Below are 25,648 nucleotides of genomic sequence, written 5' to 3'. Positions count from 1 at the left end.
ATCCGTTCTCGGCGGCGCGCGACGTGCTGCGCTTCTATCGCGACTTCACCGCGTCGCTGCCCGACGAGCTGACCGCGTTCGCGGGCCTCCTGCACGCCCCCGACGGCTCGGGCGTGAAGCTGGCCGGGATCATCGTGTGCTACGCGGGCAGCCTGGAAGCCGGCGCGGCGGCGGTGGGCCCGGTGAAGCGCTTCGGCTCGCCGGTGATGGACGTGATCGGCCCGATGCCGTACTCCGCGGTGAACACGCTGTTCGATGCGGGCTTCCCCCGGGGCGCGCACAACTACTGGAAGTCCAACTTCCTCACCGCGCTGTCCGACGGGGCCATCGACACGATGATCGATCGCTTCGCGGCGGCCCCGTCGCCGATGAGCGGCCTCCTGCTCGAGCACTTCCACGGCGCGGCCACGCGGGTCGGTCCGACCGAGACCGCGTTCCCGCACCGCACGGTGGGCTACAACTTCCTGACCGTGAGCGAGTGGCTCGATGCCTCGGCCACCCCGGCCAACGTCGCGTGGGCGCGCGACGCCTACGGGGCGATGGCCCCGCACTTCACGGCGGGCCGGTACGTGAACTACCTGAACGCCGACGAGGTGGGCGAGGACACCGCGATCGCGGCCGCCTTCGGCCCCAACGGCAAGCGTCTGCGGGAGGTCAAGCGCAAGTACGACCCCGACAACGCGTTCCACCTGAACCAGAACATCAAGCCGTAGCGCGGGCGGTCAGTATTTCTGGGGGATGACCTTGTAGGGGTAGTCGGGCTCGCGGTAGCTGCCGGGCTTCTGCCGCTTGGGGAGCGTGATCTTCTCGCGGGGCGGCCGCTTGTACTCGATGCTGTCCAGCAGGTGGCGGATGATGTTGAGGCGCGCCCGACGCTTGTCGTCCGAGTTGGTGACGTGCCAGGGCGCCCACACGGTGTCGGTGGCCGCGAACATGTCGTCCCGCGCCCGGGAATAGTCGTACCAGCGGCTGTAGGACTTGAGATCCATCGGGGACAGCTTCCAGATCTTCCGCCCGTCGTCGATCCGTCCCTCGAGCCGTCGCGTCTGCTCCTCCTCGCTGACCTCGAGCCAGTACTTGAGGAGATGGATGCCGGAATCGACCATGAGCTTCTCGAAGCTCGGGACGATCTGCAGGAAGGCCTTCGATTGCTGCTCGGTGCAGAAGCCCATGACCCGCTCGACCCCGGCCCGGTTGTACCAGCTGCGGTCGAAGATGACGATCTCGCCCGCCGCCGGCAGGTGAGGCATGTAGCGCTGGGCGTACATCTGGCTCTTCTCGCGCTCGGTCGGGGCGGGGAGGGCGACCACCCGGAAGACCCGCGGGCTCACGCGCTCGGTGATGGCCTTGATGACCCCGCCCTTGCCCGCGCCGTCGCGTCCCTCGAAGACGATGCAGACCTTGAGGCCCTTGAGCTTGACCCACTCCTGGAGATTCACCAGCTCGACGTGCAGCTTGGCGAGCTCCTTGTCGTACGCCTTGCCCTTCATCTTCTCGTCCTTGCCCATCACGCTGGCTCCTTGCCCAAGCCTATCAGTGGTGACCCGTCATCGGTGGGCCACCAGGATCCCCTGATTCGTCGCACAAGTCCTGACGGAACCCGGAAATTCCTCCGAAGATTCTCCGCAGGCCCGCCGGGCAGGTCGGGCCCAGGCGAGGCCCTCGTTGTGGCTGCAGATCGCGCGGATCGGCCAGTTGCGTCAGGGGGCGGCGCTCGGCGTGTCGTGGAGGAGCAGGACCCGGCGCACCTCCTCGACCGTCTCCGGGTTGTCCTGGAGCGAGTGCGGCGATCGGACCACCGCTTCCGATTCGACGCCGTCGATGTGGGCGCTGCGATAGGCCACCACGCCGTCGCTGCCGTCCTCGACCGGCCCGTCCCCTTGGACCGCGATGATCGAGTTGGCGGCCACGCCGGGGACGAGCGGGATGGACGCGAGCGTCCGCAGGAAGCGGTTGTGCGGATTCATCTGGTCGATGCTGGTCGGGATTCGCGGCTTGGCGTCGGCCCGGTTCAGGATGAGCGCGTCGCGGTTGCGGGCGAGATCGGCCATCACCCCGGCGAGGGCGAGGGGAGACTTGATGAAGCCGATGACCCAGCGGGCGATCCGGCCGGCGCTCAGCTCGCTGCCGTGATGGGGCGTGGCCAGGAACATCACGCGCTTCACGAAGGGCAGGGGCTTCACGAAGAGGGAGCGCTGGAGCAGATCGCGCGTTTCGGGCGACAGGTCGAGTGACTCGAGCGGACGGCTGAAATCCTTGTCCCAGAAGCGGGTCCCGCTGTCGATGACCGTCATCTTCGTGAGCAGCCCGCCCTGGCTGTGCCCGATCACGACCATCTGCTGCATGCCGGGATCGCTGCCGGTGGGATCGAGCGTGCGGACGGCCCGCTGCAACGACTCGCGCAGGAGCATCGCCGACCACGTGACCGGGCTGCCCGAGTCGTACGAGAAGAACCAGAACTCGTAGCGGGCGCGCAGGCGCGGGTCCGAGGCCAGCCGGTTGTACATCTCCGCCCACCGGCCGAACGAGGACGCGGTGCCGTGCACGAAGACCACCGGGATGCGTCCGTGCCGATGGGGCACGGAGGCGTACAGCTGCGACTGGTCGCTGCCGAACGAGATGGCCTGGAAGAACCGGGTGTACTCCTGTCCCCAGACCGGCGAGTCGGCGAGCGAGTAGGCGAACACCGCGGTCGGCTCGGACTCCAGCGGCACCGCCTGGCCGGCGACGTCCACGGTGCCGGTCATCTCGGGGATGTGCACCTCGAGCGTGCCCTCGAGCGGTGGCCAGGCGAGCCCGGTGCGGGATCCGGGCGGGCGGAGGATGGCGGTCACCCCGATCGTCAGCTCCGGGAGGAGCAGGTCGTTCCGAGTCTCGCCGGGAAGCGGGGCGAGCGACGCGGCGAGCGGCGCGCCCAGGCCGGGCTCGCGGTAGTAGGCGTGCAGGCCGACCACCCGGTACTCGGCCACCGGGGTGAATCCGATCATGCCGCGCCCCTGCCACTGCAGCTGCGCCCGATCGAACTTGATCGTCACCTCGCCGAAGGGCAGGGGGAAGATCCCTCCGCGCAGGAGGACCTTCCGCCCCTCGTCGGATTCGAGCGAGGACGTCAGCCCCCGGTTGTACAGGTTGGCCGCGAGCCCGAAGCGAGGATCGAAGGGATTCGGCGTCTCGGACTTGTCCTCCGGGAACAGATAGGTCCAGGCATAGATCGCGGCGGCGAGATAGTACGACCGATCGCCGGTTCGCTCCGCGTGAAGGAAGGACGCCTCGGCCACCGCGAACAGCTGGTTCGGTCCGCCCGAGCCCGAGACCGCGATGTCGTGCAGCTGCTGGAGCGCCTTCTCCGGATCGGCGTCGAAGCGCCGGTCGAGGTCGGTCTCGAGGAGGACGGTATGGCTGAAGGTGCTCAGCTCGTTGTGCGACAGCGCGCTGCGGATCAGGCGCCGATGGGTGTCGGCGGCGTCCTCGTGGATCACGCGGACGGGGCTCGCGGAGCAGGCCGTCGCGAGGAGGGCCATCGTCAGCACGAGCAGCGCCATCGCGCCGCGGCGCGTCCCCTCCGTCGCTCGCCACGCTCGCGTCGTCATCCGTGTCCCCACGCCGGCGGCACATGGTAACGTGAGCGCGGGAGGAATCCCAGGGGATATGGCGCGCACGGTGCTGCTCGGATTGACCGCGCTCCTGCTCGCCCTCTCGGACGCGCCCGCGGCCGGCCAGGAGCAGCTCACGTGGGCGGGCGGCGTGGCCGGCGGGGGCTGGGAGACCATCTCCAACGGCATGGCCGCGCTGATCCGCGAGAAGGCGGGACTCAACATCCGGGTCGTCCCCGGCGGCGGGACGCAGAACCCCGTGCTCCTGTCCCGGGGCGATGCCGGCGTGGGCATGGGCATGCCGCTGCTGCTCGGCGCGGCGCTGGCCGGAGACGACCCGTACGTGGGGCGGAAGATGGACGGCCTGCTGGGGCTGGCCGGCAACATGAGCCCCAACGTCTTTCACTTCTACGTCGCCGCCGAATCGCGGTTCGCCGCGACGACGATCGACGAGATCGTGGGTCGCCGCCGGCCGATCCGTCTCGCCATCTCCCGGCCCGGCACCGCGGACGTGTGGGGCATGGAGAAGATCCTGGCGCACTACGGCCTCTGCACGCCCGGCAAGCCGTCCGATTGCTACCGGGCCTGGGAGTCGGTGGGCGCGAAGTTCCTCCGCGGCTCCTACGCCGAGCAGGCCGCGGCATTCCGGAATCACAAGGTGGACGGCGTGTTCGCGTTCCTCGCCCTGCCGGCCGCGTCGGTGCTGGAGGCCTCGGAGGGACGGCGGCTCCGATTGCTCCCGTTCCCGAAGCCGCTCGTGGAGTCGCTGGCCCGGTTCGGCTTCGCGGATGGGGCGATCCCGCGCGGCACGTATCCGAAGGCGGTGAACGCGGACGAGGCGATCCCGTCGGCCGGCATGGGTTCCACCATCGCGGCCTCGGCCAGCCTGTCCCCCGATCTCGCGTATCTCATCACCAAAGTCATCAACGACAATCCGGATCGCGTGCACCGCATCCACCCGAGCCTCGCCGACTACGATCCGGCCAGTGCCTATCAGCACCTCGGGGTGCCGCTGCATCCCGGCGCCGAGCGCTACTACCGTGAGAAGGGCTGGCTGAAGTAGGCCGTCGCCGAGTGGTACGACTCGGTAATCGCGTTCGAGTCGGTAATCGCGTGTCGCTGGCGCCGGCCAATCGGCCGAACGGGCCGTCGACCGGGCCGCTGTCCTCGGCATCCGGTTTGCTACGAGCACGGTGCATGCGCACGTGGCTCGCGGTCGCTCTGGTCGGCCTCGTCGCCGGCACGACGTCGGCGGTCGCGAGCGCGCAGGGCGTGGCCGACCTGTTCGGGAAAGTCGCCACGACGGTGGTGGTGGTGCAGGCCGAGACCGCGGACGGCACGGTCGGCGAGGTCGGCTCGGGCGTCGTCGTCTCGAGCGACGGGCGCATCATGACCGCGGCGCACGTGATCCAGGGCGCCGCCGCGATCAAGGTGCAGTTCCTCGGAGGCAGGACGGTGGCGGCGCGCGTGCTCGCCTCCGAGCAGGCCGCGGATCTGGGGCTGCTCCAGCTGGAGCAGGTGCCGCCCGGCCTCGAGGCCGCGAAGCTCGCCAACTCCGACACGGTGCGGGTGGGCGAGCAGGTCGTCGTCGTCGGGGCGCCCTATGGCCTGGGGCACGCGCTCAGCGTGGGCTGGATCAGCGCGCGGTGGGCGCCGGGCACGGTGTACCGGGCGATCCCGCTCGCCGAGTTCTTCCAGACCGACGCCAGCATCAATACCGGCAATTCGGGCGGGCCGCTGTTCAACCTGGGCGGCGAGGTCGTCGGCATCGTGAGCCACGTCATCTCCAAGGGCGGCGGGAGCGAGGGCCTCGGGTTCGTGGTGACCATGAACACCGCGAAGCAGCTGCTGCTGGAGAAGCGCTCGCTCTGGTCCGGGGTGGAAGGTCAGCTCCTGTCCGACGAGCTGGCCGACGTGTTCAACCTGCCCCCCAAGACCGGCGGCTTCCTGGTCAAGTCCGTGGCCAAGGGCTCGACCGCCGATCAGATGGGCATCCGGGGCGGGCGCAAGACCGCCACCATCGACGGCCAGCCGCTGGTGGTCGGCGGAGACATCATCCTCAACGTGCAGGGGCTCGCGATCGCGACAGCCGCCGATCTCGCCAAGATCCGCGAGCGCACCAGCCGGCTCGGCGCGGCGGCCCCGGTGAACGTGACGGTGCTGCGGGCCGGCCGTCAGCTGAAGCTCACCGGCACGATGCCCTAGCCGTCGCGATCCGACTCGCCGAAGCGTCCCGGGTCGATCTCGTCTGCGTAGCACACCGGCGAGGCCAGCGTCCCCGGGTCACCCGGCGCCGGATCGCCCAGAAACTCGAGCCCCCCGGGGTCGCGACGATAGACGCCGCGCTCGGTGACGATCCAGTCCATCGGCACGTCCCAGGGCTGGGGCCGGATGGTTTCCATCTTCGCCAGCTCGTAGCCGACGCCGATGGCGACGAGCGGCCTGGGCGCGCTCGCCAGGGTCCGGTCGAAGTAGCCGGCCCCGTAACCGAGGCGATAGCCCGAACCGTCCCAGCCGATCAGGGGGACGAGCACGACGGTGGGGACGACCGGTTCCGATCCGGCGGGATAGGGAATGCCCAGCGGCCCGGGCGTGAGCGCCACGCCGTCGTGCCACTCGCGGAAGATCATCGGCTGCCGGGGCGCGACGACCACCGGGAGCGCGGTCACCGCCCCGCGCGCGCGCAGGGCGGCGGCCAGCGGGCGGGCGTCGTACTCGCCCCGCGTCGGCCAGCCGAATGCGATCGTCGCGGCCGGAAGGCCGGGGAACGAGCGGGTCAGATGTCCGTCGATGCGGCGACGAAAGCGCTCGCGCGTCTCGGCGTCGAGGCGCTCGCGCGCGCCGATGAGGCGCTCGCGTTCGGACCGTCGCCAGGCCGCCAGGTCCACGCTCTCGCGCGATGCCACGTCTCGGATTCTACGTGGCCGGCGGGCGCGGGGAAAGGCGGCCGGTGGCCTACCCGGTTGACCGGTGCTAGGGTGGCGCCGATGGCGACGCCTCTCGCCGGTCCGAAGGGCGGCTATCTGAGCGGCAGCGCGGCGGCGATCCGGCGCGACCAGCTCGGCTTCTACGAGTCGTGCGCGCGACACTACGGGTCGTCGAGACGCGGCTCGGGCCCTATCGCGTCCTGCCAATCTACCCGGACGCGCTCGAGGAGCTGGTCGTGGCCCGGAGCCGCGAAAGCCGTCCTGATCCTCGCCGCCATCGCGTCGCGCTTCCGACTCGACCTCATCCCGGGCCAGCGCATCGTCCCCACGCCCTACATCACGCTGCGGCCGACGCCGGGCGTCCGCATGCGCGTGGCACGGCGGTGACGCTCCGCCTTGACTCCACCCATCGCAGTTGATACACAGGGCAGCGGGATGAACTTCGGCCTGATCGTCTCCAAGCAGCATCCGCCCGGCGTGTCCATGGTCGATCGCTTCCGCGAGCACATCGACCAGGTCCGGGCGGCGCGCGACGCCGGCTTCGGTCTCATCGTGATGGGCCAGCACTTCCTGTCCACGCCGTTCCAGGAGGTGCAGAGCCTGCCCGCGCTGGCGCGGCTCGCCGCGGAGGCGGGCACGATGCGGGTCGGCGCCACCGTGATCCTGCTGCCGCTGCTCAATCCGGTGGACGTGGCCGAGCAGGTCGCCACGCTCGACGTCATCACCGAGGGGCGCTTCGTCTTCGGGGTGGGCCTCGGCTATCGCGAGGAGGAGAACGAGGCCTTCGGCATCGCGCCCAAGGAGCGGGTGGGGCGCTTCGTGGAGGGCCTCGAGGTCATCAAGCGCCTCTGGGCGGACGACGAGGTGACCCACCACGGCCGCTTCTTCCATCTCACGCGCGCGCGCATGATGCTGCGCCCGGTGCAGCAGCCGCACCCGCCGATCTGGTTCGCGGCCAACAACGACGCGGCGGTGGCCCGCGCGGCGCGGATGGCCGACGCGTGGGTGATCAACCCCCACGCCAAGCTCGCGGTGCTCGAGCGCCAGATGGGCGTGTACCGCGACGCGCTGCGCGAGGCCGGCCGCCCGTTCCCGACCGAGCTGCCGATCATCAAGGAGCTGTATCTGGCGGGAGACCGCCGCACCGCGCTCACGGAGTGCCGTCCGTTCCTCGAGGCCAAGTACAAGGCCTACGCCTCCTGGGGCCAGGACAAGGCGCTCCCCGAGGGCGACAGCTTCGCGCACGAGTTCGAGGACCTCGTGGCCGATCGCTTCATCGTGGGCGATCCCGACGACGCGGTCCGCGAGATCACGCGCTACGCCGAGCGGCTCGGGGTCAACTCGTTCATCTTCCGCGTGCAGTGGCCGGGCATGGAGCAGGCGCGCGTCCTGCGCACCATCGCCCTGCTCGCGGAGCGCGTGCTCCCCGCCCTGCGGACGTCGCGGGTCGGGGCCTGACGCGGATGCCCAGCTTCCGTCACCGCGACGCCACCCTCTACTACGAGGAGACCGGGCGGGGATTCCCCATCCTCACGTTCGCGCCGGCGGGACTGCAATCGACCATCGAGGTCTGGGGCCGTCCCGCCGCGCCGATCAATCCGATCATCGAGCTGGGCGGGAGCTTCCGGGTGATCGCGATGGACCAGCGCAACGCGGGCGGCCAGTCGCGGGCCCCGATCACCGCGCAGGACGGCTGGCCCACCTACACCGGCGACCACCTCGCGGTGCTCGATCACCTCGGAATCGATCGCTGTCACCTCTACGGCCAGTGCATCGGCGGGTCCTTCATCATGAGCATGCTGAAGGCCCGGCCGGACCGGGTCGCCTCCGCGGTGCTGGCCCAGCCGATCGGGCGGGTCGGGCCGATGCCGGCGACGCGCTCGGCGCGATTCGAGGCCTGGGTCGAGTCGGTGAAGGACCACCCGGAGGCCACGCCGGCGGTCCTCGACGCCTTCTACCGGAACATGTACGGGCCGGACTTCGTCTACTGCGCGGACCGGGCCTTCGCCGCCACCTGCCGGACGCCGTGCCTGGTGCTGGCCGGCAACGACGAGGCGCATCCCTTCCCGATCTCCGAGGAGCTGGCGAAGCTGTTGCCTCGCTGCGAGTTGATCCCGGAGTGGAAGACCGGCCCGGCGCTCACGTCGGCGCGCGCCCGCGTCCGGGCGTTCTTCCTCGAGCACACGCCGGCAGGGTAGCGTGCCGCGGCCCAGGAGGGCCGCGGATGGAGCAGCTACCGATACCGGGCACGTCATCGTCGGAGAGCCGCAGTCCGCCCGCAGCAGCGCCAGGACGTCGGCCGATGGACCGCTCGCGGTGGGGGAGCGCCGAGTCCACCGCGGGGCGAGTCGCCCGGGCCAGCGGCTCGCGCAGGTCGTCGGAGCAGCGCCGCTGCGCCCGCGACCAGCTCGCGGGCCCGCCGGGCCACCTGGCTGCGTCGCGAGCCAGGCGCTTGAGCGACGGGATCCGACCCGTGAAGAACTCGTCCAGGTTCGCGCTGATGGCGGCCAGCGCGCGCAGCCGCGCGAGGGGCGGCGCGGCCGGATCCCGGGCGTCGTCCAGGAGCGAGCCGCTCTCCTCGAGCCACCACAGCTCACGGATCGGTCATCGTCGCGTCGGGGGAGGGGCTGTCGCCGAACCGAGACGGGCGGGGATGCTAGCACGAGCCGCGCGAAATAATGGGCGTGTAGTTATCCACTTATCCCCAGCCATCCACCGGATGGAAATACGACGCGCTGATGCGGCGTCGCGGACGGCGTCGGTTCCAGGTGACGTGCTGATCGGGCCTGGCGTGCGGAGGCCGCTTTGCAGCCAGCATTGATCGGCGACCACGCGTCGTCCGTCGCGAATCGCCGCATGCCTGGCGAGCAGACGAGCGCTTGACAGGCACGGACGGCTCTCCTACGGTGACCGGAGCACACGCCATACGATCTTCAGGCATACGATCTTCAGGAGGGAACGATGGTCGATTTCGCGAGCAAGACCGGTGACATCGAGGCCGCGCCGGAGACCGGGATCGCGCCCGTATCGTTGAAGCACATCGCCAGGGAAGCGGCGCACGCGGCGGAGCGCGAGGTCATCCTGCAGGTGCTCGAGAGAACCGAGTGGAATCGGGTGCGGGCGGCCAGGCTCCTGGAGATCAGCTATCGCGCCCTGCTCTACAAGATCAAGAATTTCGGCCTTCGACCGACGCGACGGCCGGTGCCCAGACACGACCGGTTCGGCCCGCTGGACTGGGCCTGACGTCGCCGGCTCCGCCGTCTCCGCCGCCTCCCGCCCGGCAACGAAGCGGAGTATGGTGGACGCATGTCTCGGCTCGCGGCCAGTAAGCGGGCGCGTCTGCCCGCCAGCGCCTTCGCCTACATCGATTCGCGCGGCCGCCGGCGGCTGCCCATCCACGACGAGGCGCACGTGCGCAACGCGCTGGCCCGATTCAGCCAGGTCGGCTTCGAGGACGAGGCGGCCCGGGAGCGTACGCGCACCCGGCTCCTGAACGCGGCGAAGAAGTACCGCATCGTCCCGGTCGGCTTCATCACCGGGCAGCTGCAGACCGAGCGGAGCAACGCCACCGCCGGCCGGCTCGTGATCGAGCTGGGGCGGCACGGCGCGCCGGGCGAGCTGGAGCAGCGGCTGCGGAGCGTCCTGCGCGATCCGAGCCTCGCCGTCCTGCACTGGTCCGAGGCCGCGGGCGCTTATCTCGACGGCGGAGGCCGCCCCACTCCGCTGCCGACCGAGGGAGACCGGCGCGGCGTCACGTTCCTCGAGCGCCAGGGGCGTCCGATGACCGCGCTGGTCCACGACCCGACGATCCTGGACGATCCCGCGCTGGCCGAGACGGTGCGGGCCGCGGTGCGCTTCGTGGTCGAGAAGGAGCTGCTGCACGGGCAGATCCAGGCCACCTCCACCGATGCGGCCGCGCTGCCGACCGGCTTCGTCACTCTCCTGATGACCGACATGGAGGGCTCCACCGCGCTGCTACGCCGCCTGGGCGACCGCTACGGCGATCTGCTGAACGACGTGCGGAGCATCCTGCGCGCCGCGGTGCTCCGCGCGAGCGGACGCGAGATCGACGCGCGGGCCGACGAGTACTTCGCGGTGTTCGAGCGCGCGCCCGCCGCGGTGGCCGCGGCGGTGGCCCTCCAGCGCGCGATCGGCGCGCGCGCGTGGCCCGACGACCTCGACGTCCGTGTCCGCGTGGGCATCCACAGCGGGCGCCCCACCCTCACCGACGTCGGCTACATCGGGCTGGCCGTCCATACCACGGCCCGGGTGTGCTCGGCGGCCCACGGGGGGCAGATCCTCCTCTCCGGCCGGGCGCGTAACGCGGTCGGCCCGTCGGCGGGCGGCGGCGTCCGGTTCCGGAGCCTCGGCCGCCATCGGCTGGCCGGCCTCCCGGAGGTCGAGACGCTGTTCCAGGCTCAGGCCAAGGGCCTGCGGGCGAGCTTCCCGAAGGCGCGAACCGGACGCCGCGGGTCGGCGAGGCCGGACGCGGCGACGCGGCGGGGCAGACCGCGCGTCCGAGGCTGAGGCGATCGCCATGCCAGTGGATCCGTGCGCCGGAAAGCCGCCCGAGCCCTCGAGCCTCGCCAACATCCCGCGCCTGATGACCGCGTACTACACGCGGCGCCCGGATCCCACGCTCCGCGAGCAGCGCGTGGCCTTCGGCACCTCGGGGCACCGCGGATCCGCCCTGGACGGCGCCTTCAACGAGGCCCACATCCTGGCCATCACCGAGGCGATCTGTCAGTACCGCCGCGAGCGGCACATCGACGGGCCGCTCTTCCTCGGCATCGACACCCACGCGCTGTCGGAATCGGCCTTCGCCAGCGCGCTCGAGGTGCTGGCCGCCAACCGGGTCGACGTGATGATCGACGAGCGGGACGGGTACACGCCGACGCCGGTCATCTCCCACGCGATCCTCGGCCACAATCGCGGGCGCGCCGACGGGTTGGCCGACGGCATCGTGATCACGCCCTCGCACAATCCGCCCGAGGACGGCGGCTTCAAGTACAACCCGCCGAGCGGCGGCCCCGCCGACACCCACGTCACCGGCTGGATCGAGGATCGCGCCAACGCGCTGCTCGCCGACGGGCTCGCCGGGGTCGCGCGCATGCCGTTCGAGCGGGCGCGCGGCGCCGCCACCACGCACCGTCACGACTACATGCGCGCGTACGTCGAGGATCTGGGTCACGTGGTGAACCTCGACGTGCTGCGCGACGCGCGCATCCGCCTCGGGGTCGATCCCCTCGGCGGCGCCGGCGTGCGCTATTGGGGGATGATCGCCGAGCGATACCGGCTGCCGTTGACGGTGGTGAGCGACGCGGTCGATCCGACGTTCCGGTTCATGACCGTGGATTGGGACGGCAAGATCCGGATGGACTGCTCGTCGGTCTACGCGATGCAGCGCCTGATCGGCCTCCGCGACCGGTTCGACGTGGCCTGGGCCTGCGACACCGATCACGATCGTCACGGCATCGTGGCCGGCAGCGGCGGCCTGCTGAACCCGAATCACTACCTCGCGGTGGCCGTCGCCTACCTGTTCGCCCACCGGCCGGGCTGGCCGAAGCACGCCGGCGTCGGCAAGACGCTCGTGAGCAGCAGCATGATCGACCGGGTGGCCGCGCGGCTCGATCGTCGGCTCGTCGAGGTGCCGGTCGGCTTCAAGTGGTTCGTCGAAGGGCTCCTCGACGGTAGCCTCGGCTTCGGAGGCGAGGAGAGCGCCGGCGCGTCGTTCCTGCGGCGCGACGGTACCGTGTGGACCACCGACAAGGACGGGATCATCCTCGGGCTGCTCGCCGCCGAGATGACCGCGGTCACCGGCCGGGATCCCGCCGATCTCTACCGCGAGCTGACCCGGCAGTTCGGCGACTTCGCGTACGAGCGGATCGATGCGGCCGCCACCGTCCAGCAGAAGACGCTGCTGGCCCGGCTCTCGCCCGCCCAGGTCGGCGCCGCCGAGCTGGCCGGCGATCCGATCACCGCGCGGCTGACGACCGCGCCGGCCAACGACGCGCCCATCGGCGGGCTGAAGGTCGCCACCGCGAGCGGCTGGTTTGCGGCGCGGCCGTCCGGAACCGAGGAGGTCTACAAGCTCTACGCGGAGAGCTTCAAGGGCCCCGACCACCTGCGGCGGATCCAGGCCGAGGCCCAGGCCCTCATCCGGCAGGTCTTCGAGGCGGCGGGCGCGGCGGCCGGGCCGGGGGGCTGACTCAGAACCGCCGGGCCAGTCCGCCGAGCACCGTGCGCGGATTGCCCGGCGTGAACACGATGCCCTGCACGCTCGTGGTCGCTCAGCCCTTCTTGCCGCCCTTGGCGTCCCGGTGCGCGAGCGCCACCGCGGCCTCGGGGGTCAGCACGCGGAACGCCATCGTCTCGATCAGGTAGAGCCGCACCGTCGTGTCGGTGTGGCTCTGGTAGCCGATCGACAGGTCGGTGCCGATGGTCAGCTCGAAGTCGCCGCCGCGGAGGCTCACCACCACCGCGCCGTTGACCGCGGGCGCCCACACCAGCGGGCCGTCCACCAGCTTGCGCACCACGTTCAGCACCGGATAGCCGCCGTCGCCGACCGCCTGGGTGAGGCCGGTGTAGTAGCGCGGCCCCATCGCGATGGCGTAGGGCCCGTCGACGCCGGCCAGCCGCAGGAGCCGCGTGGCCTCGGCGATGCAACGCGGGTACTCCTGGTAGTCGTCGGGGATCGGGAGGATGGGATGCACGGACGCCTCGTCGATGCCCTTGATGCCGCCGGTCGCGTAGCCGTGGAAGATCGCGGTGTCCTCGGCGAAGGCGATGCGGGTGGCCGCATCGATGAGGGGCTGCAGCTCGGGATCCTCGGCCCCGCGCTCGACCGCGTCCATCTCCTCGCGCGACAGCTCGAAATACGAGCGCAGCTCGATCAGCGGCAGCGCCTGCCGCCGGGAGGCCTCGATGTCGGCGATGGGCGCGCGGCCGAGAGACTCGCGGCGCCCGGTGTTGACCGCCGCCGCGGTGGGGCCGAGCGGGCCGTCGAAGTCCACCAGCTTGCGGCCGGCGAGCTTGAGCTTGAGGACTCGCGAGGCCTCGGCATCGATCTCTCTCCACGCTTCGCTCGAGATGGGGGCCAGCTCGCGCCTGAGGTTGTTCATAGCCCCTGGCCCCCCTTCAGGCTGCCGATGCCGAGCGATCCGGCGCTACCGTCCGCCGCGTGCGCGCCGTCGCCGTTGCCGCCGGCGCTGGCCTGCTCGAGCGCGACGAGCGAGCCGGTCGTGAACAGATATTCCTTGAGGTGGGCGTCCATGGTCGCGTCACGCCGCCGGTACCACTCGAGCAGCATGGCGAAGTGCTCCTTCTCCTCGTCGCGGTTGTGGGCCAGGATCTCCTTGAGGTCTCCGTCGGTCGCCGCGTCGACCCGCTGATCGTACCAGTCGGCCGCCTCCAGCTCCTCCTGCATGGAGGTGATCGCCCGATGGTTGTCCATCGTCTCCGGCCGGAGCCGGTCTTCCGATTCGTGGTAACCCGCCGAGTTCGCCATCACCGCTCCTTTGAGAGAGTGCCCGGCCGAGAAGGTGTCGGCTCGTCCCGCGCCGCCGGGCGAGCAACGTCACGATACCGCAGCTGGCAGGAGGCTTCAACGTGTCGCGTCAGATCAGCGCGGTTCCAGTCGCGCGAGCAGGTCGCTCATCGGATGGTCGGCCTCGAGCCGCATCACCGGCGCGGAGATGGACGCGAGCCCACGCCTCGTGCATGGCCCGGCTCCGCGCCGTAGCGCTGCTGCTCTCGGGCGCGCAGGCGGGCCAGGCGCACCGGCGTCGGCACGAGCAGGAAGACGACCAGGTCGCCCCAGCCGCACCGCGATCCGGAAAGCACCCAGGTCGGGGACTGCTCGAGTGCCGACTCGAGCCGGGCCAGTCGCTCGTCGCGCGGGCGCACCTGCCGGAACGGCGGGTCGGTCGGCATCCAGTAGAAGTCGTCGGTATCGAGATGGCGGTGACCATGGCGTCGCGCGATCGCGGCGGCCAGCGACGAGGTGCCGCTGCCCGCGGCGCCGAAGATGTGGATGCGGCGGGATCTCACGCGGCGGTTGGCCGAGAATCAGTCGCAGCGCTTGAGGAGCAGCGACCAGAACTTCACGGGCCGGCTGCCCTCGTTGCGGCCGAGGTGAGCGGTCCCGTCCGGGAGCCAGTGCGCGGCGCCGGTCTTGAGCAGCTCGCGCCGCCCCTGGGCGTAGAGGACCAGCTCTCCGTCCTGGACGATGGTGATCTCGGGGCCGGTGTTCATGTGGAGATCGGAGTCGGCGCCGGGCTGGTAGGTCACGAGGACGAGCCGGACCGTGTCGTTGTCGAGCAGCACGCGCTCGGCGATCTTGCCGCTCGCCGGCTGCGCGCGGCTCAGCGCGGCCGTGAGCGCGACGAGGGCGATGAGAACGCCGAGGGTGGTCGCTCTCCGCATGGATCCCTCCTGTTCATCGTGATGTCCACCGCCTTACAGCCGATTATCCGGCTTGACGGACCGGACGTTCGGGCCGATCCTGACCGCATGAGCGAGATCACGAACGAGCCCATCGCGCGGCGCGGGCTGCTGGCCGGAAGCCTGGCGCTCGTGGCCGTCACGCTGAGCGGGCGCCCGGTCCGGGGAGCATCGAAGCCCATCGTCTCGGTGCACAAGTCGCCCACCTGAGGATGCTGTGCGGCGTGGGTGGGTCACCTGCGCGCCGGCGGCTATGCGGTTCGGACCGAGGATCTCGACGACCTGGCGCCCGTCAAGCGGAAGCTGGGGGTGCCGTCGTCGCTTCAGAGCTGCCACACCGCGGTGGTCGAGGGCTACGTCATCGAGGGCCACGTGCCCGCCGACGTCATCGATCGGCTGCTCCGCGAGCGGCCCGCGGTGGCCGGCCTCGCGGTACCGGGCATGCCCGTCGGCTCTCCGGGGATGGAATCGCCGGGGCAGCGAGCCGAGCGCTACGACGTGATGGCGTTCGACCGGCAGGGGCGCGCGACGGTCTACGCGAGCCGCTGACCCGGCCGGCGCCGGCCTAGGAGGCCGGCTTCGGCTGACCGTACTGCAGGCCCGGCGAGCCGCACGCGCATCGTCCCGCGGAGAAGATCGGTCGCGGGGCGAGCGTGTCCATCACGTCCTGCACCACTTCCGGATCAGGCTCACCGAGGTCCTTGGCGATGCATCGCGCGCAGTACGCCTGGCCCTGGTGATCACGCAGCCACTGGCGCACGGTGCTCTCGAGGACGTCGTCGGCCATCAGGGGTGCCCTCGCATCGGAGTGTCGTGACTCATGACGCCGAAAATAGCACGGACGCCGGGTCTCCGCTCGGGATCGGCGGACCGCGCCGGCGGCAGGGGCGCGAGCCCCGCGGCACGCCGGGGTGTGCGCCATGGTAGACTCCGGCCCTGTGCGGGGCTCCCGTCCGGGCCATGGGCCGCTGAGCGGCGTCACGGTGCTCGACCTGAGCGGCTACGTGGCCGCTCCCTACGGCTGCACGCTGCTGGGTGACCTCGGCGCGCGCGTCATCAAGATCGAGCCGCCCGAAGGGGACAACCTCCGCAACTATCCCTCGACCCTGGCGGGCGAGAGCCGCGCCTTCCTCGGGGTCAACCGCAACAAGCAGGGCATCGGCCTCGACCTGAAGCGGCCGGGCGGGCTCGGCGTGCTTCGCCGCCTCGTCGAGGGCGCCGACGTGATGGTGCACAACTTCCGGCCGTCCGTGCCGGAGCGGCTCGGCATCGACTACGAGCGCATGCGGGCGGTCAACCCGCGCCTCATCTATTGCGCGCTCACCGGCTACGGCGACTCCGGTCCGTTGAAGGATCGGGCCGGCTACGATCAGGTTTTGCAGACCATGACCGGCATCTGCGTCGAGCAGGGCAAGCCCGGAGATCCCGAGATCGTCTACGGCTCCGCGGTCGACTTCTACTCGTCCTCCATGCTCGCCTTCGCGGTCTCGTCGGCCCTGTTCGAGCGCAGCCGCACCGGCGTGGGCCAGTACGTGAGCGTCTCGCTGCTCCGCAGCGCGCTCACCATGCAGGCCGGCCGGCTCGTGTGGGTGGACGGCGAGGGGCGCGACGTCGCGCGCGACATGCGGTCGGGCGGGATCACCGGCTTGCATCCCACGAAGCGGGGCACCCTGTACATCTCGGCCAACACGCCCCACTTCTGGAAGGCCCTGTGCGAGCTGACCGGGCTATCCGAGCTGGCGGGCGATCCGCGCTTCGATACCATGAAGAAGCGAGCCCGGCACGCCGACGTGCTCGTCCCGCGCCTTCGCGAGGCGCTGCTCGCGCGCACCGCCGTCGAGTGGGAGGCCGTGTTCGGCGACCAGGTGCCCTGCGCCGCCGCGCGCCCGGTCGAGGACATGTTCGAGCACCCCCAGGTCGCCGCCGAGGGCATCCTGGCCGAGTTCGAGCATCCCACCGTCGGCCGCTACCGCGGCATGGCGCACCCGGTCCGGTTCGGGGACGGACCGCCGCCCGCGCCGCTCCCCGCGCCGACCCTGGGGCAGCACGCGCGGGAGATCCTGGCGAGCCTCGGCTACACGGACGCGGAGATCGAGCGCCTGGGCCGGGAGGGCGCGGTGATCGGCGTGGACACACGCGCGACGGCCTGAGCGTGCGCGACCTCCTGATGCGCAGCAAGCTGTTCGTGCCCGCCTCGCGGCCCGAGCTGTTCGAGAAGGCGCTGGCCGGGGACGCGGACGCGCTGTCGTTCGACCTGGAGGACTCCGTGCAGGAGAGCCGCAAGACCGAGGCGCGCCGAACGCTGCGGGCCTTCCTGCGGGATCTCGCCGCGCGCCCGCACGACAAGGTCGTGATCGTGCGGGTCAACGGCCTCGGCACCCCGCACTTCGAGGCCGACGTGGCCGCGGTGGCCGGCCCGGGGGTGGACCTGATCAACCTGCCCAAGCCCGAGTCCGCCGCGGACGTCCGCGCCGCGGCCGCGGTCCTCGCGCGTCACGAGGCCGAGCGGGGGCTCGCCGGGCCGATCGGGATCCTCGCGAACATCGAATCGCCCCGCGGACTCCGTCTCGCCGTCGAGATCGCCGCCGCCGATCCTCGCGTGGCGGGGCTGCAGCTGGGACTGGGCGATCTGTTCGAGCCCTACGGCCTCGACCGGTCCGACGCGCGCGCGGTGCACGCGATGCAGCTGGCGGTGCGCCTCGCCGCGGCGGAGGCCGGCATCTGGGCCTGCGACACCGTCTACGGCACCGTGAAGGATCCCGAGGGGTTCACCCGCGAGGCGGAGACGGCGCGGCGGCTCGGCTTCGTCGGCAAGTCGTGCATCCATCCCACGCAGGTCCCCCTGGCCAACGCGGTGTTCCGGCCGAGCGACGCCGAGATCGCGGCGGCCGGCCGCGTGGTCGGCGCGGCGCGGGAGGCCGAGGCGCGCGGCGTCGGCGCCTACCTGGTGGACGGCCGCATGATCGACATCCCGTTCGTCAGGCGCGCCGAGGCGATCCTGGCCGCGGCCCGCCGGCTCGGCCTCGGCACGGCCGCCCGCGACCGGTAGCTCCACGGTCCAGCGCGCCGGGGGCGGGCGGTGCCCCCGGCGGCTCGCGGGAGTGCTATCCTGCCCCCGACGGCCGAGGCGGTCACGGTGCGGCTGCTGCACCGGCTCCCGGCCGACTGATCGGAGCGCGCGAGGAGGCGCAGAGCGATGATCGTCCCGCTGACCCTGGGTGATTTTCTCGATCGAGCCGAGCTGGTCTACGGTGAACGCGAGGCGGTGGTGGACGAGCCCAATCCGCCGGGCGGCGGGCTCGGGCGCTTCAGCTACGCCCGCTTCGCCGAGATGTCGCGCAGCCTCGCGGCCGCGCTCGACGACCTGGGCGCCGCCCCCAACGAGCGGGTGGCCATCGTCTCGCCGAACGCGGCGCGCTTCCTGATCAGCCTGTTCGGGGTCAGCGTGTACGGGCGCGTGCTGGTGCCGGTGAACTTCCGGCTCAACACCGAGGAGATCCGCTACATCGTCGACCACTCCGGCTCCACCGTCCTGCTCGTCGATCCCGAGCTGGACGAGCCGCTGCGCGACATCCGGGTCAAGCACCGCTTCGTGCTGGGCAGCGGCACGGACCCGCAGCTCTTCTCGAGAAAGGACGCGACGCCGCGGCTGCGCGTGACCGACGAGAACGCCACCGTCTCCATCAACTACACCTCGGGCACCACCGCGCGTCCGAAGGGCGTCCAGCTCACGCACCGCAACTTCTGGCTCAACGCGGTCACGTTCGGCTGGCACCTGGGCCTGAGCGACCGCGACGTCTACCTCCACACCCTGCCCACCTTCCACTGCAACGGCTGGGGCATGCCCTACGCGGTCACCGCCATGGGGGCGCGGCACGTCGTCATCCGCAAGATCGACGGCGAGGAGATCCTGCGCCGGGTCGAGGCCGAGGGCGTCACCCTGTTCAACTGCGCGCCCGCGGTCATCGCCGCGGTGCTGGACGCCGCGGCGGCGCGGCGGCAGCAGGGGACCGCGGTGCCGGGACGGGGCCGCGTGCGGGTGGTCATCGCCGGCGCGCCCCCGCCGTCCAAGACGATCGAGCGGATCGAGACCGAGCTGGGCTGGGAGTTCATCCAGATCTACGGGCTCACCGAGACCGCGCCGCTCCTGACCATCAACCGGGCGCCCGCCGAGTGGGACGGCCTCGAACCGGGCGAGCGGGCCCGTCGGCTGTCCCGTGCGGGCGTGCCCGCGGTGGGCGTCCGCATGGCGGTGGACGGGGAGGGCGAGGTGCTCGCGCGCGCCAACCACGTCTTCGAGGGGTACTGGAACCAGCCCGAGGAGACCGCCAAGGCCATCGTCGACGGGTGGTTCCACACCGGCGACGGCGGGTACCAGGAGGGCCCGTTCATCGCCATCTCCGACCGCAAGAAGGATGTGATCATCACCGGGGGTGAGAACGTCTCCTCGATCGAGGTCGAGGACTGCCTGTTCCAGCACCCGGCGGTCGCCGAGGCGGCGGTCATCGGCGTGCCCGACGAGAAGTGGGGAGAGACGATCAAGGCCCTGGTCGTCGTGCGGCCCGGCATGACGTGCACCGAGCGGGATCTCATCGAGCACTGTCGCGGCCGCATGGCCCACTACAAGTGCCCGACCTCGATCGAGATCCGCGAGGCGCTCGTCCGCACCGCCACCGGCAAGCTGCAGAAGTTCAAGCTCCGCGAGCCCTACTGGGCGGGGCGCGCGCGCAAGGTGAACTGAGCCGGCCGTCCCGGACCTCGGCCCCGTGAAGGATCCGGTGTGCGGGATGGACGTGGAGCCGGCCGAGGCCGCGGGCGGCCACGCCGAATATCGGGGCACCACGTACTGGTTCTGCAATCCCGTCTGCCGGGAGAAGTTCGTCGCCGATCCCGCGCGCTATCTCGAGCCGCGGCCCGCCGAGGACAGCGCCGCGGACTCGCGCCCCTACACGTGCCCGATGCATCCGGAGGTGCGCCGGGTCGGCCCGGGCAGCTGCCCGAAGTGCGGCATGGCCCTGGAGCCCGTCGAGGTGGCCGCGGCCGACGAGGCGCCGAGCGCCGAGCTGACCGACATGAGCCGGCGCTTCTGGGTCAGCCTGGTCCTCACCGTTCCCGTGTTCGCGCTGGCGATGGCCGACGTGGTGGCGCCCCGGGCCGCGGCGTGGCTCGGCCCCGGCGCGCGCCTCTGGGTCCAGCTGATCCTGACCGCGCCGGTGGTGCTGTGGGGCGGCTGGCCCTTCTTGGCTCGCGGCGTGCAGTCCATCGTGACGCGCCATCTCAACATGTTCACCCTGATCGCGATCGGCACCGGCGCCGCGTTCGGCTACAGCGTCTTCGCCGTGCTCTGGCCCGACGCGCTGCCGCGCGAGATGCGGCACGGCGGCGCGCCCCCGGTGTACTTCGAGGCCGCGGCGGTGATCACGACCCTGGTCCTGCTCGGGCAGGTCCTCGAGCTGCGCGCCCGGCACGCGACGTCGGGGGCGATCCGCGCGCTGCTGGGCCTGGCCCCGAAGACGGCGCGGCGGATCCGCGGCGACGGTGGCGACGAGGACGTCCCGCTCGGCCACGTGCAGGTCGGCGATCGGCTGCGCGTGCGCCCGGGCGAGCGCGTCCCGGTGGACGGCACCGTGCTCGAGGGCGCGAGCGCGGTGGACGAGTCGATGGTCAGCGGCGAGCCCATCCCGGTCGAGAAGACGCGCGATGCCCGGGTCACCGGGGGCACCGTGAACGGCTCCGGCAGCTTCGTGATGCGCGCCGAGCGCGTCGGCGCCGACACGCTGCTGGCCCAGATCGTGCGCATGGTCTCGGAAGCGCAGCGCAGCCGCCCCCCCATCCAGCGGCTGGCCGACGTGGTGTCGGCCTGGTTCGTGCCCGCGGTGGTCGTCGTCGCGGTCGGGACCGCGATCGTGTGGGGTCTCGTGGGCCCCGAGCCGCGCCTGGCCTACGCGCTGGTCAACGCGGTCTCCGTGCTGATCATCGCCTGCCCGTGCGCCCTCGGGCTGGCCACGCCGATGTCGATCATGGTGGCGACGGGCCGGGGCGCGCAGGCGGGCGTGCTGATCCGGAGCGCGGAGGCGCTCGAGATGATGGAGAAGGTCGACACGCTGGTCGTCGACAAGACCGGCACCCTCACCGAGGGCAAGCCCCGTCTCGTCTCGGTGGTGGCGGTGGAGGGCACGCCGGAAAGTCAGGTCCTGGCGCTGGCCGCGGGGCTCGAGCGAGGCAGCGAGCATCCGCTCGCGGCCGCCATCCTGGCCGCCGCCGCCGAGCGCGGGGTGCCCGCCGCCGAGGTCGGGGACTTCCGCGCCCTGACCGGCCGCGGGGTGGCCGGCGCGATCGCGGGCAAGCCGGTGGCGCTCGGCAACCAGCGCCTGCTGCAGGACCTGGGTGTCGACGCCGGGCCGCTGGCCGCGCGGGCCGAGGTGCTGCGGCGCGAGGGGCAGACCGTGATGTTCCAGGTGGCGGGGGACCGGGCCATCGGTCTGCTCGGCGTCGCGGATCCGGTCAAGCCGAGCGCGTTCGAGGCCATTCGCCTGCTGCACGCCCAGGGCCTTCGCGTGATCGTGCTCACCGGCGACAACCTCGTCACCGCGCAGGCGGTGGGCCGCGCCCTGGGCCTCGACGAGATCGTCGCCGAGGTGCTGCCCGAGCAGAAGGTCGAGACGGTGCGGCGCCTGCAGGCCGCCGGCCGCGTGGTCGCGATGGCCGGCGACGGCATCAACGACGCGCCGGCGCTGGCCGCCGCCGACGTGGGCATCGCGATGGGCACCGGGACCGACGTGGCGATGGAGAGCGCGGGCGTGACCCTCGTCAAGGGCGACCTGCGCGGGATCGTGCGGGCGCGCCGGCTCTCCGCCGCGGCGATGCGCAACATCCGCCAGAACCTGGCGTGGGCCTTCGTCTACAACGTGCTGGGCGTGCCGGTGGCCGCGGGCGCGCTGTATCCCGTCGCGCGGCTGCTGCTGAGCCCGATGATCGCGAGCGCGGCCATGAGCGGGAGCTCGGTCTCGGTGATCGCCAACGCGCTGCGCCTGCGCCGAGTCCCGCTGTGATCTCGCCGGGCCCGATCTAGGGGCCGTGCCCGTTGCCCCGGACCGCCTCCTGCAGCGCCGTCGCCAGGTTGTGGTTCGCGGCGGTGAGGTGCGGGTGGACCTCGAGGGCGCGGCGGAAGAGCGCGGCCGCCTGCCGGTACTGGCCCAGGGCCATGTGGCAGAGGCCCTGTCCGGACAGCGCCCCGAAGTGGTTCGGGTTGCGGGCGAGCGTCTCCGTGCAGTCCTCCACCGCGCCGGCGAAGTCGTGGGCGACGTAGCGGGCGGTCGCCCGCTTGTTCCAGCCCTCGGCGAAGGCGGGCGCGCGCTCGGTGATCCGCGTGAAGAGGGCGATGGCCCGGTCCAGGTCCCGCCGCTCCATGGCCTCGACGCCCTCGCGCAGGAGCCGATCCAGCTCGGGGTCGCCGGACTCGCACCAGATACGCCAGAGGATGGCCTCCGCGCGGGCCGCGAGAGCCGGGTCGTCGCTCCGGAGGGCCGCGAGGGCTTCGGCCTCGGTCATCGCCCGGATACTGCGCTGCCGAGCGCGCGGCGTCAAGAACGGCGCCCCGCCGACGGCGGAGTGTCAGCTGATACGGCGGCGACGACAACGCGGTGACGGACACCGTGCCGACCGGCGTGGAATCGCCGCTTCGAGACGCGTTCTGCCGTGGCCCGCTTCTTGCGATTTCCGTCGCCGGAATTTGTCACCGTGATGCGACACGCCAAGACGATCGAGCCCGAGCAGGACCAGCGGCGGTGCCCGCGTCAGCGCGTCTCCTGGCTCGTGACGGTGGCCGCGGGAGCGCGCCAGTACCAGGGTCGCACCAAGGACGTCAGCGCCTCCGGCGCGAAAATCTTGCTCAAGGAGCGGCCCCCCCTCGGCACGGAAGTCGGCCTCTGCTTCCGTCCGCCCGGTCGACGGCCGGTCGAGACCCGCGCGCTGGTCTGGCGGCTCGACGGCGAAGGCCTCGCGTGCATGTTCGTCGGGACCCAGGGCGCCGACTTCCTCGCCGCGGTCACGCCGCGCAGCATCGCCGCGCCGGGGCGGCCGGAGCCGATTCCCGCGGGCGGCACCGTGCTGCTGGCCAGCGCCGAGGCGGGGCTGCGCACGCTCGCGCAGAACGCTCTCACGCGCGCCGGCTACACGGTGCTCGACGCCGGCCCGCAGCCGCTCCTCGCGCTGCGGATGGCCGAGGAGCACCGGAGCGCGATCACCCTGGCGCTGGTCGCCGCCGAGCTGCGGCTGATGAACGGTGATCTCCTGGCCCGGCGACTGGCCCCCATGCTGCCCTCGGCCAAGCTGCTCCTCATGGCCAGCCGCTCGGCTCCCAGCCCCGCCACCGACGGCGGGTTGTGGCTGCCCACACCCTGCACGGACAGCGAGCTGCTCGCGCGCGTCCGGCAGGCCCTCGCCGCCTAGCCTCACTCCCGGCGACTCCCGATCGTCGATTGCCCTTGACGGGCCAGTCCGCCCCGTGGAGCATCGGGGCGCGCGCACGCTGGGCGCCCGGAGGCCGTCACTGGTGACACGTCGAAAGCTCCTCGCCACCCCGGCCGGCGCGGCGGCGCTCGCCGCGGTCGGTGCGCCCCGCGGGGCCGTGGCCCAGACGTCGAAGCGCGGCGGCACCCTCACCATCCGCGCGTGGGATCCGCCGCACTTCGATCACAGCCTCGTGCACGCCTACCGCACCCACGTGGCGATCTCGTTCACCCACAGCCGTCTCCTGCGCCACCGGGCCGGCCCGGCGGTGAAGCCGGGCTCGCTCACGCTCGAGGGCGATCTGGCGGAGTCGTGGACGCAGCCGAGCGACACGACCTACGTGTTCCGGCTTCGCCGAGGCGTGCCCTTCCACCCGAAGCCCCCGGTCAACGGACGCGAGCTCACCGCGGACGACGTCAAGTTCACCTTCGAGCGCATGCTCACCGAGACGGGCAGCCACGCCTCGATGTACCGGTCGATCGCGAAGATCGAGGCGCTCGATCGGTGAGCACGCCGTGACCGCTCTCGCGGATCGCGTGGCCATCGTCACCGGCGCCGGCCACGGCATCGGCCGCGCCATCGCGCTGGCCCTCGCGGCAGCGGGCGCGCAGGTGGCGGCCGCCGACGTGGACGCGGGCGCGGCCAAGGCGACCGCGGACGCCGTCGCGGCCCTCGGGGCCCGCAGCCTCGCCCTCGACATCGACGTGGGCGACCTGGCCGCGATCGACCGGATGGTCGGGCAGGTGCTGGCCGCCTTCGGCCAGATCGACGTCCTGGTGAACAACGCCGGGGTCACGCGGCGCGCCGACATCATGGATCTGACCGAGCAGGACTGGGACCGCATCATGCGGGTCAACGCCAAGGGCGTCTTCTTCTGCCTGCAGCGGGTGGCCCGCGAGATGATCCCCCGGCGGCGGGGCTCGATCGTCAACGTGGCCTCGATCGCGGGCAAGGGTTACGCGGGCACCTCGAATGCGATCTACGCGGCGAGCAAGGGCAGCGTCATCTCGCTCACCCGCACCGCCGCGCAGCAGCTGGCCCGCCACGACATCAACGTCAACGCGATCTGCCCCGGGGTCACCGTCACCGCGCTCTCCGAGGCCAACGTGGCGGTGCGGGCGCGCGACGAGGGCGTCTCGGTGGAGGAGATGAAGCGGCGACGCAACGCGGTCATCCCGCTCGGTCGCGCCAACGAGCCCGAGGACGTGGCCGCCCTGGCCGTCTTCCTGGCCTCCCCGGCCGCGCGGAACATCACCGGCCAGTCGCTCAACGTCGACGGCGGCCTCGTCTTCGACTGACCGCACGGAAGGAGATCTCCGAATGAACATCGGCATCTCGGTGCCCCTGCCGGCCTATCTGGTCGACGTGGGGGTCATGGCCCGCACCGCCGAAGAGCTCGGCTTCGAGTCGTTCTGGTGCGCCGAGCATCCCTTCATCCCGGTCCACACCACCAGTCGCTTCCCCGGCTCCGAGGACGGGGTGATTCCGGAGGCGTACTCGCACTTCATCGATCCCTTCGTGGCCCTGGCGCGCGCTTCCGGGACCACTCGCCGCATCGCGCTCGGCACCGGCATCGTGCTGGTGCCCGAGCGTCATCCGCTGCTGCTCGCGAAAGAGGTCTCAACTCTCGACCTGTTCAGCGGCGGCCGCTTTCTCTTCGGCATCGGGGCGGGATGGCTCCGCGAGGAGACACAGCTGATGGGCGGCGACTTCGACCACCGCTGGACGCAGACCCGCGAGTCGATCCTGGCCATGAAGGAGCTGTGGACGAAGCCCGAGGCGGAATTCCACGGCAAGTACTACGATTTCCCGCCGGTGCGCTCCAATCCCAAGCCGCGGCAGAAACCCCATCCGCCGGTGCTGCTGGGAGGCGATGCCCGCAACGTGCTCGAGCGCATCGTGGACTGGGGCGACGGATGGCTGCCGAACCGGGTGACGCCCGATCAGCTCCGCGAAAAGCGCGCCACGCTCGATCGGCTAGCCCGGGAGGCCGGCCGCGATCCCGCGACCATCACGATCTCGGTGCACGGGCAGCCCGCCGACCGCGACCTGATCGAGCGACTTCACGAGGCCGGCGCCACCCGCGTCATCGTTCGGCCCGCCACCACGAGATCGGAGCCGGATATGGTGCGCGAGCTGACCCGGATCGCCGACACCGTCCTCCGCTAGCGTTCC

General features: G+C 71.7%; 28 protein-coding genes. 19 read left to right on the top strand and 9 right to left on the bottom strand.

Annotation, left to right across the window (positions count from 1 at the left end; translation table 11 throughout):
* On the top strand, window positions 1-713 hold a 713-nt coding region (locus VKN16_06105), incomplete at its 5' end, for a BBE domain-containing protein (protein ID HME93770.1).
* A gap of 9 nt (window positions 714-722) precedes the next feature.
* Here the strand turns inward: VKN16_06105 and ppk2 are convergent.
* Window positions 723-1,508, bottom strand: coding sequence for a polyphosphate kinase 2 (gene ppk2, locus VKN16_06100; GenBank protein ID HME93769.1), 786 nt, complete (start codon window positions 1,506-1,508; stop codon window positions 723-725).
* Window positions 1,509-1,700: 192 nt separating this feature from the next.
* Window positions 1,701-3,590, bottom strand: a complete 1,890-nt coding sequence (locus VKN16_06095) for an alpha/beta hydrolase (GenBank protein ID HME93768.1) — start codon at window positions 3,588-3,590, stop codon at window positions 1,701-1,703.
* A gap of 58 nt (window positions 3,591-3,648) precedes the next feature.
* On the opposite strand from VKN16_06095, the gene VKN16_06090 reads away from it, so the two are divergent.
* Both VKN16_06090 and VKN16_06085 read left to right on the top strand, forming a co-directional pair.
* The gene (locus VKN16_06090; GenBank protein HME93767.1) at window positions 3,649-4,656 is read left to right on the top strand and encodes a TAXI family TRAP transporter solute-binding subunit; all 1,008 of its coding nucleotides are present in this window, start codon (window positions 3,649-3,651) and stop codon (window positions 4,654-4,656) included.
* A gap of 134 nt (window positions 4,657-4,790) precedes the next feature.
* Entirely contained in the window at window positions 4,791-5,798 is a 1,008-nt protein-coding gene (locus tag VKN16_06085; protein ID HME93766.1) for a trypsin-like peptidase domain-containing protein, read from the top strand.
* Here the strand turns inward: VKN16_06085 and VKN16_06080 are convergent.
* Window positions 5,795-6,499 (bottom strand): 5-formyltetrahydrofolate cyclo-ligase, encoded by a 705-nt coding sequence (locus VKN16_06080; GenBank protein HME93765.1) that lies wholly within the window; start codon window positions 6,497-6,499, stop codon window positions 5,795-5,797. The two genes, VKN16_06085 and VKN16_06080, sit on opposite strands and share 4 nt — an antisense overlap.
* 81 nt (window positions 6,500-6,580) lie before the next feature.
* On the opposite strand from VKN16_06080, the gene VKN16_06075 reads away from it, so the two are divergent.
* The 6 genes from VKN16_06075 (at window position 6,581) to pgm (ending at window position 12,728) form a co-directional block, all read left to right on the top strand.
* Entirely contained in the window at window positions 6,581-6,907 is a 327-nt protein-coding gene (locus tag VKN16_06075; GenBank protein HME93764.1) for a hypothetical protein, read from the top strand.
* 48 nt (window positions 6,908-6,955) lie between these two features.
* Window positions 6,956-7,978, top strand: a complete 1,023-nt coding sequence (locus VKN16_06070) for an LLM class flavin-dependent oxidoreductase (GenBank protein HME93763.1) — start codon at window positions 6,956-6,958, stop codon at window positions 7,976-7,978.
* Window positions 7,979-7,983: 5 nt separating this feature from the next.
* Window positions 7,984-8,718, top strand: coding sequence for an alpha/beta hydrolase (locus VKN16_06065; protein HME93762.1), 735 nt, complete (start codon window positions 7,984-7,986; stop codon window positions 8,716-8,718).
* Window positions 8,719-9,481: 763 nt separating this feature from the next.
* Window positions 9,482-9,763: a helix-turn-helix domain-containing protein gene (locus tag VKN16_06060; GenBank protein ID HME93761.1), complete on the top strand. Its 282-nt coding sequence runs from the start codon at window positions 9,482-9,484 to the stop codon at window positions 9,761-9,763.
* A 63-nt stretch (window positions 9,764-9,826) separates the two neighbouring features.
* Window positions 9,827-11,047 carry an adenylate/guanylate cyclase domain-containing protein gene (locus VKN16_06055; GenBank protein ID HME93760.1) on the top strand — a complete coding sequence of 407 codons (1,221 nt, stop codon included), beginning with the start codon at window positions 9,827-9,829 and terminating at the stop codon, window positions 11,045-11,047.
* Window positions 11,048-11,057: 10 nt separating this feature from the next.
* Window positions 11,058-12,728, top strand: coding sequence for a phosphoglucomutase (alpha-D-glucose-1,6-bisphosphate-dependent) (gene pgm / locus VKN16_06050; GenBank protein HME93759.1), 1,671 nt, complete (start codon window positions 11,058-11,060; stop codon window positions 12,726-12,728).
* 82 nt (window positions 12,729-12,810) lie between these two features.
* On the opposite strand, the gene VKN16_06045 is transcribed toward pgm, so the two are convergent.
* The 4 genes from VKN16_06045 to VKN16_06030 all read right to left on the bottom strand — a co-directional run bounded on the left by VKN16_06045 (window position 12,811) and on the right by VKN16_06030 (window position 14,944).
* Entirely contained in the window at window positions 12,811-13,641 is an 831-nt protein-coding gene (locus VKN16_06045; protein HME93758.1) for a family 1 encapsulin nanocompartment shell protein, read from the bottom strand.
* On the bottom strand, window positions 13,638-14,027 hold the full coding sequence (locus VKN16_06040) for an encapsulin-associated ferritin-like protein (GenBank protein ID HME93757.1): 390 nt from the start codon (window positions 14,025-14,027) through the stop codon (window positions 13,638-13,640). The genes VKN16_06045 and VKN16_06040 overlap by 4 nt, the downstream gene beginning before the upstream one ends.
* A 173-nt stretch (window positions 14,028-14,200) precedes the next feature.
* Window positions 14,201-14,569 carry an AAA family ATPase gene (locus VKN16_06035; protein HME93756.1) on the bottom strand — a complete coding sequence of 123 codons (369 nt, stop codon included), beginning with the start codon at window positions 14,567-14,569 and terminating at the stop codon, window positions 14,201-14,203.
* An 18-nt stretch (window positions 14,570-14,587) separates the two neighbouring features.
* Window positions 14,588-14,944, bottom strand: a complete 357-nt coding sequence (locus VKN16_06030; protein ID HME93755.1) for a cupin domain-containing protein — start codon at window positions 14,942-14,944, stop codon at window positions 14,588-14,590.
* Window positions 14,945-15,031: 87 nt separating this feature from the next.
* Here VKN16_06030 and VKN16_06025 point away from each other — a divergent pair, with 87 nt between their 5' ends.
* Window positions 15,032-15,172: a hypothetical protein gene (locus tag VKN16_06025; protein HME93754.1), complete on the top strand. Its 141-nt coding sequence runs from the start codon at window positions 15,032-15,034 to the stop codon at window positions 15,170-15,172.
* Between the two features lie 18 nt (window positions 15,173-15,190).
* Window positions 15,191-15,511, top strand: coding sequence for a DUF411 domain-containing protein (locus VKN16_06020; protein ID HME93753.1), 321 nt, complete (start codon window positions 15,191-15,193; stop codon window positions 15,509-15,511).
* A gap of 16 nt (window positions 15,512-15,527) precedes the next feature.
* On the opposite strand, the gene VKN16_06015 is transcribed toward VKN16_06020, so the two are convergent.
* A complete protein-coding gene (locus VKN16_06015; protein ID HME93752.1) occupies window positions 15,528-15,749 on the bottom strand; it encodes a hypothetical protein in 222 nt (73 codons plus the stop codon).
* A gap of 133 nt (window positions 15,750-15,882) precedes the next feature.
* Here VKN16_06015 and VKN16_06010 point away from each other — a divergent pair, with 133 nt between their 5' ends.
* The 4 genes from VKN16_06010 to VKN16_05995 all read left to right on the top strand — a co-directional run bounded on the left by VKN16_06010 (window position 15,883) and on the right by VKN16_05995 (window position 22,014).
* Entirely contained in the window at window positions 15,883-17,112 is a 1,230-nt protein-coding gene (locus VKN16_06010; GenBank protein HME93751.1) for a CoA transferase, read from the top strand.
* A gap of 17 nt (window positions 17,113-17,129) precedes the next feature.
* On the top strand, window positions 17,130-18,011 hold the full coding sequence (locus VKN16_06005) for a CoA ester lyase (GenBank protein HME93750.1): 882 nt from the start codon (window positions 17,130-17,132) through the stop codon (window positions 18,009-18,011).
* Between the two features lie 147 nt (window positions 18,012-18,158).
* Window positions 18,159-19,703 carry an AMP-binding protein gene (locus VKN16_06000; GenBank protein ID HME93749.1) on the top strand — a complete coding sequence of 515 codons (1,545 nt, stop codon included), beginning with the start codon at window positions 18,159-18,161 and terminating at the stop codon, window positions 19,701-19,703.
* 25 nt (window positions 19,704-19,728) lie between these two features.
* Window positions 19,729-22,014 (top strand): heavy metal translocating P-type ATPase, encoded by a 2,286-nt coding sequence (locus VKN16_05995; protein HME93748.1) that lies wholly within the window; start codon window positions 19,729-19,731, stop codon window positions 22,012-22,014.
* A gap of 16 nt (window positions 22,015-22,030) precedes the next feature.
* Here VKN16_05995 and VKN16_05990 read toward each other — a convergent pair whose 3' ends face one another.
* Window positions 22,031-22,513 carry a tetratricopeptide repeat protein gene (locus tag VKN16_05990; GenBank protein ID HME93747.1) on the bottom strand — a complete coding sequence of 161 codons (483 nt, stop codon included), beginning with the start codon at window positions 22,511-22,513 and terminating at the stop codon, window positions 22,031-22,033.
* Window positions 22,514-22,705: 192 nt separating this feature from the next.
* On the opposite strand from VKN16_05990, the gene VKN16_05985 reads away from it, so the two are divergent.
* The 4 genes from VKN16_05985 to VKN16_05970 all read left to right on the top strand — a co-directional run bounded on the left by VKN16_05985 (window position 22,706) and on the right by VKN16_05970 (window position 25,642).
* Window positions 22,706-23,413 (top strand): PilZ domain-containing protein, encoded by a 708-nt coding sequence (locus tag VKN16_05985; protein HME93746.1) that lies wholly within the window; start codon window positions 22,706-22,708, stop codon window positions 23,411-23,413.
* Between the two features lie 103 nt (window positions 23,414-23,516).
* Window positions 23,517-23,981 carry an ABC transporter substrate-binding protein gene (locus tag VKN16_05980; GenBank protein ID HME93745.1) on the top strand — a complete coding sequence of 155 codons (465 nt, stop codon included), beginning with the start codon at window positions 23,517-23,519 and terminating at the stop codon, window positions 23,979-23,981.
* Between the two features lie 7 nt (window positions 23,982-23,988).
* Window positions 23,989-24,771: a glucose 1-dehydrogenase gene (locus VKN16_05975; GenBank protein ID HME93744.1), complete on the top strand. Its 783-nt coding sequence runs from the start codon at window positions 23,989-23,991 to the stop codon at window positions 24,769-24,771.
* Window positions 24,772-24,793: 22 nt separating this feature from the next.
* Window positions 24,794-25,642 carry an LLM class F420-dependent oxidoreductase gene (locus tag VKN16_05970; GenBank protein HME93743.1) on the top strand — a complete coding sequence of 283 codons (849 nt, stop codon included), beginning with the start codon at window positions 24,794-24,796 and terminating at the stop codon, window positions 25,640-25,642.
* Window positions 25,643-25,648: the final 6 nt, after the last annotated feature.

Source organism: Candidatus Methylomirabilota bacterium, from assembly GCA_035315345.1.
In the GTDB taxonomy this organism is placed as follows: domain Bacteria; phylum Methylomirabilota; class Methylomirabilia; order Rokubacteriales; family CSP1-6; genus CAMLFJ01.
Note: the sequence above shows the minus strand (reverse complement) of the source record. Positions and strands in the feature narration are given on the sequence as shown.

What these genes read in the sequence shown, in the direction of transcription:
- VKN16_06090 (HME93767.1), top strand. Translation starts at nt 3,649, where the DNA reads ATGGCGCGCACGGTGCTGCTCGGATTGACCGCGCTCCTGCTCGCCCTC.
- VKN16_06015 (HME93752.1), bottom strand. Translation starts at nt 15,749, where the DNA reads ATGGCCGACGACGTCCTCGAGAGCACCGTGCGCCAGTGGCTGCGTGAT.
- VKN16_06085 (HME93766.1), top strand. Translation starts at nt 4,791, where the DNA reads ATGCGCACGTGGCTCGCGGTCGCTCTGGTCGGCCTCGTCGCCGGCACG.
- VKN16_06065 (HME93762.1), top strand. Translation starts at nt 7,984, where the DNA reads ATGCCCAGCTTCCGTCACCGCGACGCCACCCTCTACTACGAGGAGACC.
- VKN16_06055 (HME93760.1), top strand. Translation starts at nt 9,827, where the DNA reads ATGTCTCGGCTCGCGGCCAGTAAGCGGGCGCGTCTGCCCGCCAGCGCC.
- VKN16_06030 (HME93755.1), bottom strand. Translation starts at nt 14,944, where the DNA reads ATGCGGAGAGCGACCACCCTCGGCGTTCTCATCGCCCTCGTCGCGCTC.
- VKN16_06000 (HME93749.1), top strand. Translation starts at nt 18,159, where the DNA reads ATGATCGTCCCGCTGACCCTGGGTGATTTTCTCGATCGAGCCGAGCTG.
- VKN16_06060 (HME93761.1), top strand. Translation starts at nt 9,482, where the DNA reads ATGGTCGATTTCGCGAGCAAGACCGGTGACATCGAGGCCGCGCCGGAG.
- VKN16_05970 (HME93743.1), top strand. Translation starts at nt 24,794, where the DNA reads ATGAACATCGGCATCTCGGTGCCCCTGCCGGCCTATCTGGTCGACGTG.
- ppk2 (HME93769.1), bottom strand. Translation starts at nt 1,508, where the DNA reads ATGGGCAAGGACGAGAAGATGAAGGGCAAGGCGTACGACAAGGAGCTC.
- VKN16_05990 (HME93747.1), bottom strand. Translation starts at nt 22,513, where the DNA reads ATGACCGAGGCCGAAGCCCTCGCGGCCCTCCGGAGCGACGACCCGGCT.
- VKN16_06040 (HME93757.1), bottom strand. Translation starts at nt 14,027, where the DNA reads ATGGCGAACTCGGCGGGTTACCACGAATCGGAAGACCGGCTCCGGCCG.
- VKN16_06070 (HME93763.1), top strand. Translation starts at nt 6,956, where the DNA reads ATGAACTTCGGCCTGATCGTCTCCAAGCAGCATCCGCCCGGCGTGTCC.
- VKN16_06010 (HME93751.1), top strand. Translation starts at nt 15,883, where the DNA reads ATGGTAGACTCCGGCCCTGTGCGGGGCTCCCGTCCGGGCCATGGGCCG.
- pgm (HME93759.1), top strand. Translation starts at nt 11,058, where the DNA reads ATGCCAGTGGATCCGTGCGCCGGAAAGCCGCCCGAGCCCTCGAGCCTC.
- VKN16_06025 (HME93754.1), top strand. Translation starts at nt 15,032, where the DNA reads ATGAGCGAGATCACGAACGAGCCCATCGCGCGGCGCGGGCTGCTGGCC.
- VKN16_06005 (HME93750.1), top strand. Translation starts at nt 17,130, where the DNA reads ATGCGCAGCAAGCTGTTCGTGCCCGCCTCGCGGCCCGAGCTGTTCGAG.
- VKN16_05985 (HME93746.1), top strand. Translation starts at nt 22,706, where the DNA reads ATGCGACACGCCAAGACGATCGAGCCCGAGCAGGACCAGCGGCGGTGC.
- VKN16_06095 (HME93768.1), bottom strand. Translation starts at nt 3,590, where the DNA reads ATGACGACGCGAGCGTGGCGAGCGACGGAGGGGACGCGCCGCGGCGCG.
- VKN16_06075 (HME93764.1), top strand. Translation starts at nt 6,581, where the DNA reads ATGGCGACGCCTCTCGCCGGTCCGAAGGGCGGCTATCTGAGCGGCAGC.
- VKN16_06045 (HME93758.1), bottom strand. Translation starts at nt 13,641, where the DNA reads ATGAACAACCTCAGGCGCGAGCTGGCCCCCATCTCGAGCGAAGCGTGG.